We start from the raw sequence: 16,771 nt of genomic DNA, 5'->3' as shown, positions 1-16,771 counted from the left end.
GCCTCCTCGTGGCGCTACTCCTTCTTACAGTTGCGCGAGCTTCTCCAGGACGGGGGCCGCGGCACGCAGCCGCGCCCACTCGTCCTCGTCGAGCTGCCCGGCGAGCTCGGCGAGCCAGGCGTTGCGCTTGGTACGGCTCGCGAGGAGCATCGCCTCGGCCTGCTCGGTCTGGGTGACCACCTTCTGGCGGCGGTCGTCCCTGTGCGGTTCCAGCCGGACGAGCCCCTTGGCCTCCAGCATCGCCACGATGCGGGTCATCGACGGCGGTCGCACGTGCTCCTTGCGCGCCAGCTCGCCGGGCGTGGCGGAGCCGCAGCGCGCAAGGGTGCCGAGGACCGACATCTCGGCCGGGCTCAGCGACTCGTCGACGCGCTGGTGCTTGAGGCGGCGCGCCAGGCGCATCGTGGCGGCGCGGAGGGCGTTGACGGCTTCGGCGTCCTCGCCCCGGGACAGGTCCGACATATTCGTTAGCCTAACTCATTACTTCTCCTAAGGACCAGTCCGGGGAGGGCCGGGAAGGTGTGTCTTTGCGCACCCGTGCGAGTGAGCCGGCGGGAAAAACCGGCGCACTCCCCGCCTACCCCGCGACCTTGTCCCCAAGGAGTCCGCGGAAACGAAGACGCCAAGCCTACGGATGGGCGGTGCGGACAGTGCGGACGGTGTGCTGCCCGAACGGCTCTGCCGCCGCGCCGCGGAACACGGAACGAGCGCCCGGGACCACGTGGTCCCGGGCGCTCGTTCCGTGTTCCGCGGCGGGTCATCCGGTTCCGGTCACCCGGCCCTGCCCGGTCACCCGATCCCGAGCACCTGCTGGATCGGGTCCAGCAGGAAGTAGACCAGGAAGCAGGCTCCCACGGCGTTCAGCAGCCACGGGATCTCGCGGAAGCGCCCGGTGGCGGTGCGCAGCAGGATGTAGGAGAGTACGCCGATGCCGATGCCGTTGGTGATGCTGTAGGTGAACGGCATGGAGATCAGCGTCAGGAACGCCGGGACGGCGACGGTCTGGTCGCTCCAGTCGATCTCCCGCACGTTCGAGGCCATGATCAGGAAGCCGACCACGACCAGCGCCGGGGTCGCGGCGTGCGACGGCACCACGGTGGCCAGCGGCGTGAAGACCAGGGCCAGCAGGAACAGCGCGCCGGTCATGAGGTTGGCCAGGCCCGTGCGGGCGCCCTCGCCGACACCGGCGGTGGACTCCACGAAGCAGGTGTTGGCCGAGCAGGAGCCGAAGCCACCGCCCGCCACCGCGACACCGTCCGTCATCAGGATGCGGCCCATGCCGGGCAGCCGGCCCTGTTCGTCGGTCAGCTTCGCCTCGTGGCCGACGCCGATGATGGTGCCCATCGCGTCGAAGAAACCGGACAGCAGCACGGTGAAGACGAACAGCGAGCCGGTCAGCACGCCGACCTCCGCGAAGCCGCCGAAGAGGCTGACCTCGCCGATCAGGCCGAAGTCCGGGGTGCTCACGATGCTCTCGGGCAGGTTGGGCACGGCCAGGCCCCACGCCGCGTCGGGGATCTCGGCGACCGCGTTGACCACCACGGCGACCACGGTCATCGCGACGATGCTGATCAGGATCGCGCCCTTGGTCCTCCTGATGACCAGGACGAAGGTCAGGGCCAGGCCGAGGACGAAGACGAGCACCGGCCAGCCGGCCAGGTGGCCGCCCTGCCCGAGGCCGAGCGGCACGGTGGTGTTCGCGGCGTCGGGGTTGCGGGTGACGAAGCCGGAGTCCACCAGGCCGATGAGGGTGATGAACAGGCCGATGCCGATCGCGATGGCCCGGCGCAACCCGCCGGGGATGGCGTCCATGACGCGCTCGCGCAGTCCGGAGGCGACCAGCAGCATCAGCACCAGCCCGGCCAGGACCACCATGCCCATGGCGTCGGGCCAGCTCATCTGCGGCGCGAGCTGGAGGGAGACCACGGCGTTGATGCCGAGTCCGGCGGCCAGCGCGATGGGCACGTTGCCGATGACGCCCATCAGGATGGTGGTGAGCCCGGCCATCAGCGCGGTGGCGGTGACGAGCTGGGCGTTGTCGAGCTGCTGGCCGAACTTGTCAGTGCCCGCGCCCAGGATGATCGGGTTCAGCACGACGATGTAGGCCATCGCGAAGAAGGTGGCGAGTCCGCCGCGCAGCTCGCGGCTCACGCTCGAGCCTCGTTCGGAGATCTTGAAGAAGCGGTCGATGCCGCTCCCGGGCGACTGGGATCCGGTTTCGTTACCAGGGGTACCGGGGGTGTCTGGCGTGGCCGGGGTGTCGGTGGCCGGAGCGGACATGCGTGACCTTCACTGGGCGGTTCGGGGACGGTTTCGGAGGTTCCTCCAACGGGAACCAGCCAATCCAGGGCGCTTTCAGTATGAACGCACCACTGCTGAAAAGACCATTCGCGGACAGGGACGTTCCCCGGGCACGGCCGTGACGCTCCCCACACCCCTCCCTCCGCCCCTGCCCGCAAGACTTCCGGCCCCCGCCCCCACCCGTACGCCGCTCCCGGGTCGGCCCCGGCCTCCCCTCTCGTTACGCTGGTGCGGAACGCCGCGGCACGGACAGGCGACGGGGTGACGGGAAGCGAGAGGGCCAGGCGATGGGCTGGAGCAGGTGGACGAGCGGCGAGCGTGAGGCACCCGAACCCCTGGAGGGCAACGTCGTCGCCACCGTCGTGGGCGGCACGGTCATCTGGTTCACGCTCTTCCTGGTCCAGCTCCCCTTCTACGGCTGGTTCGACGAACACGACCGCACCTGGTGGCTGTGGACCTGCCTGGCGGGCGGCGTCCTGGGCCTCTACGGCATCTGGTTCGTCCGCCGCCGCGAGGCGGCGCTGCGCCGCGAACGCCTCGCACAGGAGACCGGGACGGACTCCGGCCCCGGCACAGGCCCCGCCCCGGAGGGCCCCGCACCCGCCGGGTGATCCGCGGCCGATGTGACCGCGACCGGGCGCCCGCCCCGCGGAGGCCATATACCCTTCCCTGATTTCTGCCCCATCACACCTGTGCTCGGGCCGCAGACCGCGCGCGAAGACGTGTTCGCCTCGTACTGTCTAGGGCATGACGGAACGGGCTGAGACAGTACGAGGCGAGCGGGGCGCCGCGGAGCCGCACGAGGGCACGGCGCTCGCCATACCCTCCCCCCGCACGGGCGCGGGCACGGCAGCAGCGGGCACCGGCCCGGCCGCGGGGACCCCCGCCACCCGGTCTCCGGGCCTCACCGCCGCCGAGGTCGCCGAGCGCACGGCCCTCGGCCAGGTCAACGACGTCCCCGTGCGGTCCTCCCGCTCCACGGCCGACATCGTCCGCGCCAACGTCTTCACCCGTTTCAACGCCATCATCGGCGTCCTCTTCGCGATCATCCTGGTCGTCGGCCCCATCCAGGACGGCCTGTTCGGCTTCGTCATCCTCGCCAACACCCTCATCGGCATCGTCCAGGAGCTGCGCGCCAAGCGGACGCTGGACAACCTGGCCGTCATCGGGGAGTCCAGGCCGACCGTCCGCCGCGACGGCGCCGCCGTCGAGGTCCGCACGAACGAGATCGTCCTGGGCGACCTGGTCGAGCTGGGCCCCGGCGACAAGGTGGTCGTGGACGGCGCCGTCACCGAGTCCGACGGCCTGGAGGTGGACGAGTCCCTGCTGACCGGTGAGGCCGACCCCGTCCACAAGCGGCCCGGCGACACCGTGATGTCCGGCAGCTTCGTCGTCGCCGGCGGCGGCGCCTTCACCACCACCAGGGTCGGGCGCGAGGCGTACGCCGCCCAACTGGCCGAGGAGGCCTCCCGCTTCACCCTCGTCCACTCCGAACTGCGCAGCGGCATCAGCCAGATCCTCAAGTACATCACCTGGATGATCGTTCCGGCGGCGATCGGCCTGGTCCTCAGCCAGCTCCTGGTGGAGGACCACAGCGCCGACGAGGCGATCCGCCGCATGGTCGGCGGCATCGTGCCGATGGTGCCCGAGGGCCTGGTGCTGCTGACCTCCATCGCCTTCGCCATCGGCGTCATCCGGCTGGGACGGCAGCAGTGCCTGGTCCAGGAACTGCCCGCAATCGAGGGCCTGGCCCGCGTGGACACCGTCTGCCTGGACAAGACCGGCACCCTCACCGAGGGCGGCATGGACGTGGCCGAGGTCCGCCCGCTGGACGGCGCCGACCCCGCCCGCGTACGGCAGGTCCTGGCCGCGCTCGGCGGCAGCGACCCCCGTCCCAACGCCAGTCTGAAGGCCATCGCCGACGCCCACCCCGCCGACGGCGCGGCCGGCTGGCCGTGCACCGGCGCCCTCCCCTTCTCCTCCGCCCGCAAGTACAGCGGCGCGGCCCTCACCGAGCCCGGCGGCGGGACGGGCACCTGGCTGCTGGGCGCCCCCGACGTCCTGCTCGCCCCCGGCTCCCCGGCCCTGGCCGAGACCGACCGCCTCAACCGGCAGGGCCTGCGCGTACTGCTACTGGCCCGCTCCTCCCGCGCCCTGGACGACCCCGCCCTTCTCGCCGGCCCCGCGGCAGCCGGCCCCGCCGCCGAGCCCGCCACCGAGCCCACCGCCCTGGTCGTCCTGGAGCAGCGGCTGCGCCCCGAAGCCGCCGACACCCTGCGCTACTTCGCCGAGCAGGACGTCTCGGCGAAGGTCATCTCCGGCGACAACGCCGTCTCCGTCGGCGCCGTCGCCGCCAAGCTCGGCCTGCCCGGAGCGGACTCCACCGTCGACGCCCGCACCCTGCCGGAGGACCGCGAGGAACTGGCGGCGGCTCTGGAGGACGGCGCGGTATTCGGCCGCGTCACCCCGCAGCAGAAGCGCGACATGGTCGGCGCCCTCCAGTCGCGCGGCCGCACCGTCGCCATGACCGGCGACGGCGTCAACGACGTACTGGCCCTGAAGGACGCCGACATCGGCGTCTCGATGGGCTCGGGCTCGGAGGCCACCAAGGCCGTCGCCCAGATCGTGCTGCTCGACAACTCCTTCGCCGCCCTGCCGTCGGTCGTCGCCGAGGGGCGGCGGGTCATCGGCAACATCGAACGCGTCGCCAACCTCTTCCTCACCAAGACCGTCTACTCGGTGCTGCTGGCCCTGCTGGTCATCGTCTCCCAGGTGCCCTACCCGTTCCTGCCGCGCCATCTGACCCTGCTGGGCGGCCTGACCATCGGCATCCCCGCCTTCTTCCTGGCCCTGGCCCCCAACAGGGAGCGCGCCCGCCCGCACTTCGTACGGCGCGTGATGCGGTACGCGGTCCCCTCCGGCATCGTCGCCGCGACCGCCACCTTCACCGTCTACCTGCTGGCCCGCTCCCACTACACCGGCCCGGACGCGCTGGAGGCCGAGACCAGCGCGGCGACGCTGACGCTGTTCCTGGTGGCGCTGTGGGTGCTGGCGATCGTCGCCCGCCCCTACACCTGGTGGCGGATCGGGTTGGTGCTCACCATGGCCTCGGCCTTCCTGGTCGTCCAGGTCACCCCGTTCCTCCAGGACTTCTTCGCCCTCCGCCTGGTCGGCACGGTGATGCCGTGGACGGCCGTCGGCGTCGCCGCCGCCTCGGCCGCCCTCCTGGAGGTCACCTGGCGCTGGATCGGCCGCCGCTTCCCGGACTGACCCCGCCGCCCGGCGGCCCGGGCACAGCCGTGCTTGCCGAGTTCAGCCGGCGTCATCTGTCCGCCCTCCCCGATCCACCGGCCGGTCTGCGTGGCCGGGTCGATGCCCGCGTACCGCCACGGTGATGAGGGAGAGCCGTTGCGCAGCGGAACCATACGGCGCAACCCCCATGGAACCGGTGCGATGGCCTCCATACCTGCGAGGTTCGTCTGCAAGTTTCCTCCTTGATCGCTTCGTACAGTGGTGTCGCGCGAACTCCGCCCGACAGGAGCGGATGCATCAGTCGCGGGGTGATCGGTGACGTTCTCCGAGCACGCCTGCGAGCAGGGTGCGCGGCGGGGAATGCGCGGTGAGTGCGACAGGCTGTACGACGCGGTCGGCCGCTCGGTCCCGGCCGTGCGACTGAATGCGTGCCATGTGGTCGAGCTCCGCGATGCACGGGCCGCACGCGTACACGTCGCCCGTCGTACCGGGCGTGGTCACGGACCCGACCCACAGCACGCGCAAGCCTTCCCGTCGGCAGTACAGCCAACAGGCGCCGGTCACCCACTGGTTCCCGTCGTCCGTCTGCGCGACGAGCGGCCACGCGTCGCACCATGTACGCGCCGTACGCGCCATGGCCGGGGCGAAGGTCATACCGTGCCCCCGTTCACCCGCGCGAGTTCCAGGAAGCCTCCTTCCTTCTCGATCTCGCGCGCCACGTCGTCGTACTCCTGCGGAACGGGCGAGACCATCGAGCGCCACGCCGTGAGCACCGCCCCGGCCTCGCCGCTCCTGACGCACTCGACGGCCTGTCTCAAACCGTCACGTCCCTGCGGCGGCAGCAGCCCCACGCGCTCCTCGATCACTCCCGTGATCTCCCACCCGAACGCCTCGGCGTGCATCGTGCACTCCTCGCGAGGGCCCGTGATGTCCGTGTTGGGGGCGCCGCACAGACAGACCACGCAGCGGAACCGCTCGGTCCTCGCGGCCTCGGCGGACACACCGGCCTCACCCGGCGCGACGCCCGCCGCCGCGTCCGCCAATGACCGGCACAGCCGCAGTTCGCCTTCGGTTCGGCGGGCCCCGGGTCGTTCCGGCCCGCTCTGGATACCGACCATGCGTCAATCGTGCTCGCCCGATGACACACAGTGAAGCGATGAGGCGTAGGACTTGACGAGATGGCCGGACCCCGGCCCGTACGCTCCGTAGGACTCAAGCGATCAAGGGCACGCCGATGAGTTCGCCGATGTTCCGCACGCGTGAGGTGGACGCCTTCGCGAGGCGCTTCCCGATGACACCGGGCAGCGCCTGGTGTCTGACCCACTCAGGAGCGTCGAGCCCTACCTCGATCAGCGTGTCTCCGGCCTGGTCGTGGAGACCGGCCGCGCACTGCGCGAGAGCGACATCAAGCCGGTAGCGGTTGCGGGCCACCTTCGACGTGAACTTGGGGAGCTTCTTCATCTCCGGCTGACCGGCGAGTTCGAGTGCGCGCCCGTAGTCCTTCAGCGCGACGTGGATCCCGACGGCCTCGGCCTTCGCCGCCGTCGGACCGAAACTGGTCCCGTACAGCTTCTCGTCCCGGCCCAGCCTCGCCGCCGCGGCGTGCGCCTGCGAGATGTAGTCGTCGGCCGCGCTCCTGTCCTCGCGCCTCGACGCCGCCACGGCCGCGGAGATCATCAGCCGCCCGTACGCGAGCAGTTGCGGGCGGGATCCGTTGCCGAACGACGGCTCGACCGTCAGTGCCGCGCGCTCGGCCACGGCCACCGCCCGGGGCAACTTGGCACCCCGCAGATGGATCCACGACAGCGTGGACTCGAGCAGCGCCGTCATCACAGGGTCGCCGACGTTCCCCGCGAGGTGCTTCGCCGACGTGAGCGCGCTCAGTGCGAGGTCGCGCTGCCCGAGCCCGTTCGAGCACGACGCGGCCACGCGGTAGGTGCTCGCCAGAATCGATCCCAGCCGCTCGCGCTCGCTGCCGGTGGCGCTGGCGTACCTGGCCTGTCCTTCCATGAGGACCTTCGAGGCGTAGCTGCTCACCCTGGCCGTGTCGCTCGCCCAGTAGGAATCCCATGCGCGGTCGCGGGCTTCGCCCAGTTCCTCGACGGTACTCGGGTCGTCGATGCCCTCCCACTCGCCGAGGGCGCTCTCGTGCACGGCGTCGGACAGCTGGCGCAGCGCGGCACGGTCGCCGCGGTCCATGCCCCGACGCGGCGCCTGCTGCCCCAGGATCACGGACACGTCCGTGTTCAGCGCGTGGGCGAGTTCGAGCAGGGAGCCGACGGACAACTCCCCGCGGTCCTGCTCGGCTTTCTGTACCAGAGCGAGGGACAGCCCCGCCGCATCGGCGAGCCCCTGCTGTGTCAGACCGGAGCCTCGCAGGTGCTTGATGCGCTTACCGTTCGTCAGATCAGCCCAGCTGCTCACGATCACCCCAGTGCGTCTGCTCAGGCTGCTGCTGTCCGATGGTAGGTCCAGAAGCCCGGGACGGAACGGAACAGCCGCGGAATCCGAGCGCACTCGGCCCAGTCCTCGCGGGGAACACTCCTGTCCCACGGCCGGCCGTCAACTCCGTGCCGCCTTGCCCGCTCCCATGGCTCGGCAGCGCCGAGGGGCGCCGGGCAGGTGGTCAGCCGGCCCGGGGGTGCGGCGGCGTCCACACGTAGGGCGTGGTGGTGGTCACCGCGTGAAAGCCCAGCCTGCGCAGGATCGGGGCGCTGTCGTCGGAGGCGTCCACCTGGAGGTACCGGACGCCCCGGGCCACGGCGAGCTGCGCGCGGGCGGCGACCAGGGCGCGGTAGATGCCCCGGCCGCGCCACGCGGGCAGCGTCGAACCTCCCCACAGTGAGGCGAACTCGGTGCCCGGATAAAAGACCAGCCAGGCGGCGCAGACCACTTCGCCGCCCGCCTCGGCGACCAGGACGGCGATGTCTTCGGGGGCCGCCGCGACGCGCCCGATCAGGTCGTCACCGAGCCAGCCGAGGTCCTCGCCCCAGACGGCGGACTCCATGGCCGCGATGCGGCGCATGTCGGCGTCGGCGGTGACCCGGCGGACGGCGACGCCGTCCGGCAGGACCGGGTGCGCGGACATCTCGCGGGCGAGGCCGATGACGACCGTCTCCCGCTCCTCGGGGAGGAAGCCCGCGGCGCGCAGGCGGTCGGTGAGGTCGGCCGGTTCGTCGTGTCCGCGTGTCTTCCACTCCACCGCTTCGCCGCGCGCGGCGAAGTAGTCGCGCTGCCGGGCGATCAGCCCGTCGAGTTCGGCGCCGCGCAGCCCCGTGTCGCGTAGTGCGGCGACGAAGCTGCGGTGTCCGCCGACGATCCGCACCACCGGCCCGTCCTGCTCGTACCGTACTCCGGCCGGAGGGTTGGCGGGTGGTCTGCGCATCTGCTCGTCGTAGGCCGCGAGCAGGCCGTCGAGATCCGTCACGGCTCCGACTCTACGAGCGCCCGCAACCGGTTTTCCGGCTGTTCGGGCGGCTGCGGGCAGGAGCATGCGGCCGTCGGCCGGACCGCCCGTCCCGGGCCGGTTCCTCCATCCGGGGGGTCTTCGGCAGCACGCGGCTCAGTAGGCGTACAGCGCCGAGGTGTCGAGTACAGTGCCGATCGGTTCGCCCACCGGCACCGGTTCCCCGAACTCGCTCTCACGCACCGCCCGGTAGCGTTCGCCGACCGGTTCGGAGTGCAGCAGACAGACGCCCTTGACCGGATTCACGACCAGGTAGTACGGAATCCCGGCCACCGCGTACTTCCCGACCTTCCGGTCCAGGTCGTTCTCGGGGTTGGACTCCGGGACGACCTCCGCGACAAGTAGCAGTTCGTCGGCCGGGAACTGCTTGAGCCGGGTCCCCCGGTAGGAGGGGCCGGCCACCGACACGTCGGGACGCAGAAGGCTCCTCCCGTGCCACCCCCCGTAAACGGTGTCGACCTCGGTCATCACGCACCACCTGGGCATGAGCTGGGAGGCGATGGCGAGCACCATCTGTCCATGAGCGCTGGTCACCACGGCGTCGATGTGGATTTCCCCGTCGATCACTTCGCCCCCGAGGTCCGGGAACGCGGTGTCGATCTCCTCGAACCGCCGCATCTCCTCGGACATCACAGGGCCCTCCATCCGCGCCGTCATGGTGCGCCCCCTCTCACGCCTACCGGCCCAGAGCAGTGCCGCGAAGAGCGCCCGCACGGGAGGCACGTGGCTCGTCCGGCGAGCCCCGGCGCCGTCCTCGGGCCATGGCCGCGCGTACGGCGTCGGCCTTGCGGCGTACGTCCACAGCCTGTGCGTCGTCCTGTGCGCCGCCGGAGCCGTCGCGGCGCTCCCCGCCCCGGCACTCCCGGCACAGTCCGCCGGGCAGGGCCTCCGGCCGGCCCGGCGCGCCGCACACCGTGCACTCCACCAGCCGCAGGGTGCGGCTGCGCACCGGCTGGGGCGGCGGGATCTTGTGCTCCAGCCGCCAGGCGGCCACGGCGCGGGGCGAGTGCACGCCCTCGCCCGGCAACCCTGCCGTCAGTGCCTCGACCACCTGCCGCTCCCCGGCACCCCGGGCGAACCACTGGGCCACCAGCGGTGCCAACTCCTCGCAGTCGGCCGCCGACAGGCCCATGCGCGGATCGGCCTCCCCCAGCCGCGCCAGCGTCCCGTAGGCCCGCGACCGCTCCGGTCGCTCCGGCCGTTCCTGTGCGCCGTCCGGCTCCGGGGCGGCGTCCTCCTCCGGAGCGGCCTTCCCGGCGGTCTCCCGGACGGCCGCCGGTTCGGCGGACTCCGCCTCCGCGAAGAAGCCCGCCCACCAGGTGTCGGAGCGTGGGACACGCGAGAAGTACGTCCGCGTCACCCACTGGCCGCAGCCCGGCGGACGCTCCCGCACCCGCCTGAGATGACCGGCCGCCGACATCTGCCGGAGCGCCGTGCCGACCGCCTGCTGGCCGTAGGGCAGCCGCGCGGCCAGGGCCTTGATGGAGATGTCGGCGCCCTCGGGCAACCGGTCGATGTACGCGGCGACGGCCGCGGCCCGGGGCTTCAGCTCCGCGAAGTCATCCTTGCGGCGCGGCCGTTGTGCGGGGACGTGCCGCTTTCCGTAGCCGGAAACGGCCATCGGATGCCCGCCGGAGGACGCGGAAAAGCTACAGTGGCTCTCAGCCATGGGATCGGTTTCCTTCTAGCTTGTCGATCTCGTTGGTCAGGCCCCCGGAGGTGTTGCGAGCACCTGTCGGGGGCCGTTGCTTGTGCGGGACGCAACGCCGCATCGCCACGCCGAAGCGTGGCGCTCCGGTCACGAAAAGTCAACTCGCCTGTTCGCGGCCTCACTCACAGAGGGAGGGCGGGTGGGTCTGCGACCCACCCGTTCCACCGATAGAGCGCTCGGATCCCGCGTCCCGGAACCCGGGATCCGGTAGGAGTAGGGGCATGACCTCCACCAGTGACGAGCCCGCCGGACTGCCGTTCCCGATGCCGCAGGCCGAGTATCTGGCCACCCTGCCCAAGGCCACCGTCTACGCCTGCGTGTACTTCACCGACGTGCGCGGGCGGCCGGTGCAGCTGCGTTCGGTGTACGGCGGGCGGGTGTGGCAGATCCCGGGCGGCAACATGGACCCGGGCGAGGACCCGTTCCAGGCGGCCGTGCGGGAGACGTACGAGGAGACCGGGCTGCGGATCGAAGGCCCGTGCCCGCTGCTGCTGGCGCACTACATCCGCTCCGATCCGGCCGAGGCGCCGCTGGCGAAGGTCGGCTTCTGCTTCGACGGCGGCACGCTGAGCGACGAGGAGATCGCCTCGATCCGGCTGGACCCGGAGGAGCACGACCGCTGGGCGGTGGAGTACTGGCCCGTCTGGGAGCGGCTGATGACGCCCGAGGGCTACCGGCGGCTGGCCGCCCTCGCCGAGGCCCGCCGCACCGGCCGGGCGGCCCTGCTGCTGAGCGAGCCGATCCTCGGCGGGCCGGCGTGACGGACGGGCCGGGGCCCGCGGCGCGCGGGACCGGGGTGTCGGTCGACCGCGCCTACTCCGATCCCGCTCTCGCCGCCCTGTACGACGCGCTCAACCCGTGGGGCCCGGGTGACGACTTCCACCTGGAGCTGGTGATGTCCGCCGCCTCGGTGCTGGACGTCGGGTGCGGTACGGGCGCGCTGCTGCGCCGCGCGCGGGAGGCCGGGCACGGCGGGCGGCTGTGCGGGCTCGATCCGGCCGCCGCGATGCTCGACCGGGCACGGCGGGAGGCGGCGCGGTCGGGGGCCGAGGTGGAGTGGGTGCTCGGGGATCTGGGATCGGCCCGCTGGAAGGGGGAGTTCGAGCTGGTGGTGATGACCGGGCACGCCTTCCAGGTGCTGCTGGGGGACGACGAGGTGCGTACCGCCCTGGCCGCCGTGCGGACGGCGCTCACGGGCGGCGGGCGCTTCGCGTTCGAGACCCGCAACCCGGCGGTCCGGCCGTGGGAGCGCTGGACGCCGGAGCACGCGGTCCGGGTGGCGGACGGCACGGGTGCGGCGGTACGGGTCGCGCACGAGGTCCGGGAGCCGGTGGCGGGCGGCGCCGTCCGCTTCACCACGACCTTCACCGGCCCCGGCTGGGAGCGGGCCGGCCGCAGCGAACTGCGGTTCTGGGACGCGGACGCGCTCGACGGTCTCCTGGCCGGGGCCGGGCTGAGGGTCGTGGAGCGGTACGGGGACTGGGCGCGGGGCCCGCTGACGGACTCCAGCCCGGAGATCGTCACCGTCGCGCGGCGCTGACGGAGCCGACGGGGCGAGCGGCCCCAGGGCCCCGCCGGCCCGGGGCCCAGGGGCCGGGCGTCAGTCGAACCAGCGGTCGCGGGCCAGTTCGGCGACCCGGGAGGGGTCCTCCAGCAGGGCCGCGGCCTCGAAGCGGCGCGGCCACTGGCCGGCCGCCCAGGCCAGGCCGGCCGCGACGCCCTCGACGGTGGTGGCGTGGAGGGCGCCGTCGGGGGTGAGCCGCCAGTCCAGTTCCACGCCGGCGACGACGAGTTCGTCGTGCTCGACGTAGGTGGCCGGGGCGCCGGGCAGCAGGACGCGTACCGCGTCGGGCACCTCGCGCACCTCGCCCGCCCCGGCCTCCGGGTCGGGCAGGTCCGCGCCGACGGTCTCGCTCAGGCGGCGTACGTCGAGGACGGCGGCCAGTGCGGCGGCCAGGGTCGGGCGTACCGGCAGCAGCGGGCGGCCGGTGGCCAGGGGCAGCAGGTCGGGGGCGTCGGCGACCAGCGCGTCGGCGGCGTCCACCAGCCGTACCTCGCCGTCGGCCACGGCACGCAGTTCGTCCGGCAGCGTGACCTCGTCCGGGTCCAGCTCCGCCAGGAGGGTGTACAGGCCGTGGAGTTGGGCGGGCGTGACGGGCGCGGCCGGGTCGGCGAGGCGGCCCAGGAGCTCGGAGGCGCCGCCGGGCTCGTCCAGCAGGGCGGCGGCGGAGGTGCGGATGCCCAGGGCGCGCAGCACCTGCTCGTCCAGGCCGGCGGTGGCGGCCGGTGCCTCCTCGTACAGGCCCGCCAGCAGCGGGTCGCCGCCCGGCGCGCGCAGTCCGGCGGGGCGGCGGCCGTCCAGGACGGGGTGGCCGCGCAGCCACCAGGCGGTGTAGGGGCGGACGGTCTGGACCGTGCCGTCCGGCAGCAGGACGCGCACCGGGGTGGTGAGCGCGTCGCGCAGCGGGGGCCGGGAGAGCATCCGCAGGGCCTGCGGCCAGCGGTCGTCGTCGACGAGGTCCAGGTCGCGTACGGCGAGCAGTTCGGAGACCACCGGCGGGACGGAGGTCTCGGGCAGGGTGTCGAGGACGTCCTCGCACCACACGTCGACGGCGTCCGCCAGGCCCGCGTCGTCGGGCTCGGGGAAGTCGGTGTCGCGGGGCTCCAGTTCGTCCGGGTCCAGGACGACGTCGGTGGCGCGCACCAGGGCGAAGTCGGCGAGCACGCCGGCCGCGGCGAGGGTCTCCTCGCCCCACCGCTCGGCCAGTCCGGCGTCGCAGGCGGGCAGTTCACCCTCGCGGACGACGCGCTCGAAGGCGCTGCCGGGGAAGACCAGTTCGGCGGCCGGGGCGAGTTCGCCGTCCTCGTCGGGGAGGGCGAGCGCGCCCAGCCAGGGCTCGTCGCCGGGCGAGAGGCGCGCGTCGCGGACGAGGGCGAGGACGGTGTCGGCCAGCTCCTCGGCGTCCGGGGGGCCGCCGTCCTCGTCCTCGTCGCCGTACCAGCTCTCCTCGGCCTCCAGCGAGGCGGCGACGGCCGCCCTCACCTGCGGGGTGGTGAGCACCGCGCGGGGTGTGGCGGGGGTGGCGCCCAGCTTCTCCAGCAGCGGGTGGGCGGCGTCGGGGTGGGCGACCTTCAGGCCGAGGCGGGTGAGGGAGCCGGCGCCCGTGGTACCGGGCAGCGGCAGCAGCACCCGGCGCGGCCCGATGGTGGTACGGCCGTCGGCGAGGGGGACGGGCAGGCCGGTGAGCCGGTCGGGGTCGGTGCCGGCGAGGGAGTCGTACAGCCGCCGCCACCAGCCGGGGGCGCGCTCGATGCCGGCCAGCCGGTCGATCAGCTCGCCCAGCGGCACCCGGGGGACGCCGAGGGTGCGCAGTTCGGTGCGGCGTTCCAGTCCGGCGGGCAGCAGGGCGGGGAACAGTTCGGCCAGGACGGCGACCGTCCCGGCCCCGGCGCCCTCGGCGATCTCGGCGTCGGCGGGGCGCAGTGCGTGGGGCTCGCCGCCTTCGTCGGTGGCGGCGCTCGCCAGGAACGGGGTGCGCCGCAGCCGCTCCAGCACCAGGCGGCGCAGTTCGCCGTCGAGTTCGGCCCTGCCCAGCGGGCCGGGGACGAGGCCGACGGCGCCGGTCGTGACCGGCCGCCAGTCGCGCAGCAGGGTGGCGTAGACGTCGGCGGCGCGCTCCAGCAGGAAGTCCGCCAGCGGCCCGGGCGCGATGTGGCGGCGGGAGGGGTCCAGCGGGAAGGAGGCGATGAGCAGTGCGGGCAGGCCGATCGGCTCGTCGGTGGGGGTGGGGGCGTGGACGACGGGCACGGTGCGGGCGGGGGCGGGGGCGCCGTCGGCGTCGACGGGCACGGCCCAGGTGACGGACCAGTACGGCCGCCGCCGCTCCTCGACGGGGCGGTCGGCGAGCAGGGCGGGGTCGGTGCGCCCGGCGCCGGTGGCCACGCGCCAGCGGGTGGCGCCCTCGCCCTCGGTGCCGCCGGCGCCGCTGTCCTCGACCACGACATGCGCGCCGTCCTGGCGGCGGGTCAGCGTCCGCACCCCGCCGTCGGTCTCGATCACGACCTCGGTCAGGCCGGGGAGGGTGAGCAGCAGGGCGTCGTCGACCGCGGTGAGCAGCCGGGCGGCCAGTTCCTCGGCGGCGCCGTCGCGCAGCGGCAGCACGACGGCCGTGTCGTACCCCTGGGGGGCGGTGCCCTGGGCGGGCATCGGCAGACGCAGCAGCGGTACGTGGCCCTCGCGGCGGCGCAGCTCGTCGGCGAGGCCGGGGTTGCGGGCGGCGGCCTCGGCGGCCGTCTCGCGGGCCTCGGCCAGCGACCAGCGGGCGCCGCCGGTGCGGCAGACGATCGCGGGTTCGTCGCTGACGGCCAGGACGGCGGCGAAACCGACGCCGAAGCGGCCGACGGGGCTCTCCCCGGGGCCGCCTCCCGTCTCGTCGTCGCGCTTGGCGGAGGCGCGCAGGGTGGACAGGGACTCCACACCGGCCGCGTCCAGGGGCGCTCCGGTGTTGGCGGCCACCAGCACCCTGCCGCGCAGGGTGAGCCGCAGCCGTCCGGGCACACCGGCGCGGGCGGCGGCGTCGGCGGCGTTCTGGGCCAGCTCGACCACCAGCCGGTCGCGGTAGCCGCCGAGGACCAGGTCCTCCTCGGCGTTGGCGTCCTCGCGGAAGCGCACGGGGGACGCCGTCCAGGCGTCGAGTACGCCGCGGCGCAGCCGGGCGGTGTCGAAGGGGTCCGCTCCGTCGTCCGTGCCCTGCACCAGCACCGTGCCGCTCACGTGTCCGTCTCCTCCGCCACGTCCAGCCACGGGACGAGTCCGATTGCCTGTCTGCGGGCGACGGTACTGCGTCCGGCGCGTCCGGTGCGCGCCGGGCCGCCGCTCGGCGCGCGCCGGTTCCCCGTCCACTGCCGAAACGGGGCGATTCGCGACATCGGGGTATACAGGTAGGTAAGGCAACCGCGTCTCGGTCCACGATCCCGGTCGGCGGGAGCGTGGCGGACAGGAGGACCCCATGGGTGTGAGGGTCATGACGGTCGTACGGGCTCCCGGCGGGGTGTCCGGCAGGGTGCCCGGCCGGGCTGCCGGCGAGGGCCGGACTTCGGGGGCGGGTGCGTGATGCACAGCCGCTTCGAGCCCGACCGGCGCCTGACCGGGCGCATGGTGCTGACGATGTTCCTGCTCGGGCTGCTGTACGTGGGATTCGTCGCCGCGCTGATCGCGCTGCTCGACTCCCTCGTCCTGGTCGTCGTCATCGCCGCCGTCCTGCTGGGCGCGCAGTTCTGGTTCTCCGACCGGATCGCCCTGTACGCGATGCGCGGCCGCCTGGTCACCCCGGAGGAGGAGCCACGGCTGCACGGGGTGGTCGACCGGCTGTGCGCCACCGCGGACATGCCGAAGCCGCGGGTCGCCGTGTCCGGCATGGACCTGCCCAACGCGTTCGCCACCGGCCGCGACGCGGACCACGCCGTGGTCTGCGTGACCAGGGGGCTGACGCGGCGCCTGGAGACCGAGGAACTGGAGGGCGTCCTCGCCCACGAGCTCTCCCACGTCGCCCACCGCGACGTGGCGGTGATCACCATCGCCTCGTTCCTGGGGGTGCTGGCCGGGCTGGTCGTCCGCTTCGCCTTCTACTCCCAGCTGTTCGGCGGGGGCCGCCGCGACCAGAACACCGCCGCCGTGTTCGCGATGGTCATGCTGGTCTCCGCCGTCGTGTACGCCCTGAGCTTCCTGCTCATCCGGGCGCTGTCCCGCTACCGCGAGCTGGCCGCCGACCGCGCCGCGGCCATGCTCACCGGAAAGCCCTCCGCGCTGGCCTCGGCCCTGACCAAGGTCAGCGGCGACATCGCCCGGATCCCCACCCGGGACCTGCGCACGGCCCAGGCGTTCAACGCGTTCTTCTTCACCCCCGCCCTCGGTGCCGGCAGCACGGTGGCCGGACTGTTCTCCACCCACCCCGGCCTGGACCGCCGCCTGGAGGCGCTGGCGGAGATCTCCGAGCAACTGGGCGGCGAGGCACCCTGAGAACCGGATCCGGGAAGGAGGG

General features: G+C 73.3%; 13 protein-coding genes and 1 pseudogene. 5 read left to right on the top strand and 9 right to left on the bottom strand.

The genetic code is table 11. The features are described 5' to 3' along the window. Positions 1 to 24: 24 nt before the first annotated feature. Together ACGRHY_RS15855 and ACGRHY_RS15850 are read right to left on the bottom strand one after the other, a co-directional pair. Positions 25 to 462: a MarR family winged helix-turn-helix transcriptional regulator gene (locus tag ACGRHY_RS15855; RefSeq protein WP_394635983.1), complete on the bottom strand. Its 438-nt coding sequence runs from the start codon at positions 460 to 462 to the stop codon at positions 25 to 27. Between the two features lie 327 nt (positions 463 to 789). Continuing rightward, positions 790 to 2,280 carry an NCS2 family permease gene (locus tag ACGRHY_RS15850; RefSeq protein ID WP_394635982.1) on the bottom strand — a complete coding sequence of 497 codons (1,491 nt, stop codon included), beginning with the start codon at positions 2,278 to 2,280 and terminating at the stop codon, positions 790 to 792. A 308-nt stretch (positions 2,281 to 2,588) separates the two neighbouring features. Here ACGRHY_RS15850 and ACGRHY_RS15845 point away from each other — a divergent pair, with 308 nt between their 5' ends. Together ACGRHY_RS15845 and ACGRHY_RS15840 are read left to right on the top strand one after the other, a co-directional pair. Then, positions 2,589 to 2,912: a DUF2530 domain-containing protein gene (locus ACGRHY_RS15845; RefSeq protein WP_394635981.1), complete on the top strand. Its 324-nt coding sequence runs from the start codon at positions 2,589 to 2,591 to the stop codon at positions 2,910 to 2,912. A 136-nt stretch (positions 2,913 to 3,048) separates the two neighbouring features. Next, entirely contained in the window at positions 3,049 to 5,571 is a 2,523-nt protein-coding gene (locus ACGRHY_RS15840; RefSeq protein ID WP_394635980.1) for an HAD-IC family P-type ATPase, read from the top strand. 26 nt (positions 5,572 to 5,597) lie between these two features. Here the strand turns inward: ACGRHY_RS15840 and ACGRHY_RS15835 are convergent. From ACGRHY_RS15835 to ACGRHY_RS15810, 6 genes and pseudogenes are all read right to left on the bottom strand, one after another. After that, positions 5,598 to 5,726 (bottom strand): annotated as a pseudogene (locus ACGRHY_RS15835) (putative ATP-grasp-modified RiPP); the annotation flags it as partial. A gap of 477 nt (positions 5,727 to 6,203) precedes the next feature. Next, positions 6,204 to 6,671: a hypothetical protein gene (locus ACGRHY_RS15830; RefSeq protein ID WP_394635979.1), complete on the bottom strand. Its 468-nt coding sequence runs from the start codon at positions 6,669 to 6,671 to the stop codon at positions 6,204 to 6,206. A 94-nt stretch (positions 6,672 to 6,765) separates the two neighbouring features. Further along, positions 6,766 to 7,977: a helix-turn-helix domain-containing protein gene (locus tag ACGRHY_RS15825; protein WP_394635978.1), complete on the bottom strand. Its 1,212-nt coding sequence runs from the start codon at positions 7,975 to 7,977 to the stop codon at positions 6,766 to 6,768. 202 nt (positions 7,978 to 8,179) lie between these two features. Then, entirely contained in the window at positions 8,180 to 8,980 is an 801-nt protein-coding gene (locus ACGRHY_RS15820; protein ID WP_394635977.1) for a GNAT family N-acetyltransferase, read from the bottom strand. 135 nt (positions 8,981 to 9,115) lie between these two features. Continuing rightward, entirely contained in the window at positions 9,116 to 9,649 is a 534-nt protein-coding gene (locus tag ACGRHY_RS15815; protein WP_394635976.1) for a Uma2 family endonuclease, read from the bottom strand. A gap of 46 nt (positions 9,650 to 9,695) precedes the next feature. After that, on the bottom strand, positions 9,696 to 10,688 hold the full coding sequence (locus ACGRHY_RS15810) for a hypothetical protein (protein ID WP_394635975.1): 993 nt from the start codon (positions 10,686 to 10,688) through the stop codon (positions 9,696 to 9,698). 263 nt (positions 10,689 to 10,951) lie between these two features. Between ACGRHY_RS15810 and ACGRHY_RS15805 the strand changes: the two genes are divergently transcribed. Continuing rightward, the gene (locus tag ACGRHY_RS15805) at positions 10,952 to 11,491 is read left to right on the top strand and encodes an NUDIX domain-containing protein (RefSeq protein WP_394635974.1); all 540 of its coding nucleotides are present in this window, start codon (positions 10,952 to 10,954) and stop codon (positions 11,489 to 11,491) included. 35 nt (positions 11,492 to 11,526) lie between these two features. After that, positions 11,527 to 12,270: a class I SAM-dependent methyltransferase gene (locus ACGRHY_RS15800; protein WP_394635973.1), complete on the top strand. Its 744-nt coding sequence runs from the start codon at positions 11,527 to 11,529 to the stop codon at positions 12,268 to 12,270. A gap of 60 nt (positions 12,271 to 12,330) precedes the next feature. Here the strand turns inward: ACGRHY_RS15800 and ACGRHY_RS15795 are convergent, their stop codons facing one another. After that, positions 12,331 to 15,504: a sacsin N-terminal ATP-binding-like domain-containing protein gene (locus ACGRHY_RS15795; RefSeq protein ID WP_394635972.1), complete on the bottom strand. Its 3,174-nt coding sequence runs from the start codon at positions 15,502 to 15,504 to the stop codon at positions 12,331 to 12,333. Between the two features lie 339 nt (positions 15,505 to 15,843). Here ACGRHY_RS15795 and htpX point away from each other — a divergent pair, with 339 nt between their 5' ends. Further along, positions 15,844 to 16,749, top strand: a complete 906-nt coding sequence (htpX, locus tag ACGRHY_RS15790) for a zinc metalloprotease HtpX (protein WP_394635971.1) — start codon at positions 15,844 to 15,846, stop codon at positions 16,747 to 16,749. Positions 16,750 to 16,771 lie beyond the last annotated feature (22 nt).

The sequence above is a fragment of the Streptomyces shinuiensis genome, from assembly GCF_043660855.1.
Lineage (GTDB): Bacteria > Actinomycetota > Actinomycetes > Streptomycetales > Streptomycetaceae > Streptomyces.
Note: the sequence above shows the minus strand (reverse complement) of the source record. Positions and strands in the feature narration are given on the sequence as shown.

Bases quoted from the DNA above. Each gene is read 5' to 3' on its own strand.
- htpX (WP_394635971.1), top strand. From the start codon at position 15,844: ATGCACAGCCGCTTCGAGCCCGACCGGCGCCTGACCGGGCGCATGGTG.
- ACGRHY_RS15840 (WP_394635980.1), top strand. From the start codon at position 3,049: ATGACGGAACGGGCTGAGACAGTACGAGGCGAGCGGGGCGCCGCGGAG.
- ACGRHY_RS15830 (WP_394635979.1), bottom strand. From the start codon at position 6,671: ATGGTCGGTATCCAGAGCGGGCCGGAACGACCCGGGGCCCGCCGAACC.
- ACGRHY_RS15855 (WP_394635983.1), bottom strand. From the start codon at position 462: ATGTCGGACCTGTCCCGGGGCGAGGACGCCGAAGCCGTCAACGCCCTC.
- ACGRHY_RS15850 (WP_394635982.1), bottom strand. From the start codon at position 2,280: ATGTCCGCTCCGGCCACCGACACCCCGGCCACGCCAGACACCCCCGGT.
- ACGRHY_RS15845 (WP_394635981.1), top strand. From the start codon at position 2,589: ATGGGCTGGAGCAGGTGGACGAGCGGCGAGCGTGAGGCACCCGAACCC.
- ACGRHY_RS15810 (WP_394635975.1), bottom strand. From the start codon at position 10,688: ATGGCTGAGAGCCACTGTAGCTTTTCCGCGTCCTCCGGCGGGCATCCG.
- ACGRHY_RS15805 (WP_394635974.1), top strand. From the start codon at position 10,952: ATGACCTCCACCAGTGACGAGCCCGCCGGACTGCCGTTCCCGATGCCG.
- ACGRHY_RS15815 (WP_394635976.1), bottom strand. From the start codon at position 9,649: ATGTCCGAGGAGATGCGGCGGTTCGAGGAGATCGACACCGCGTTCCCG.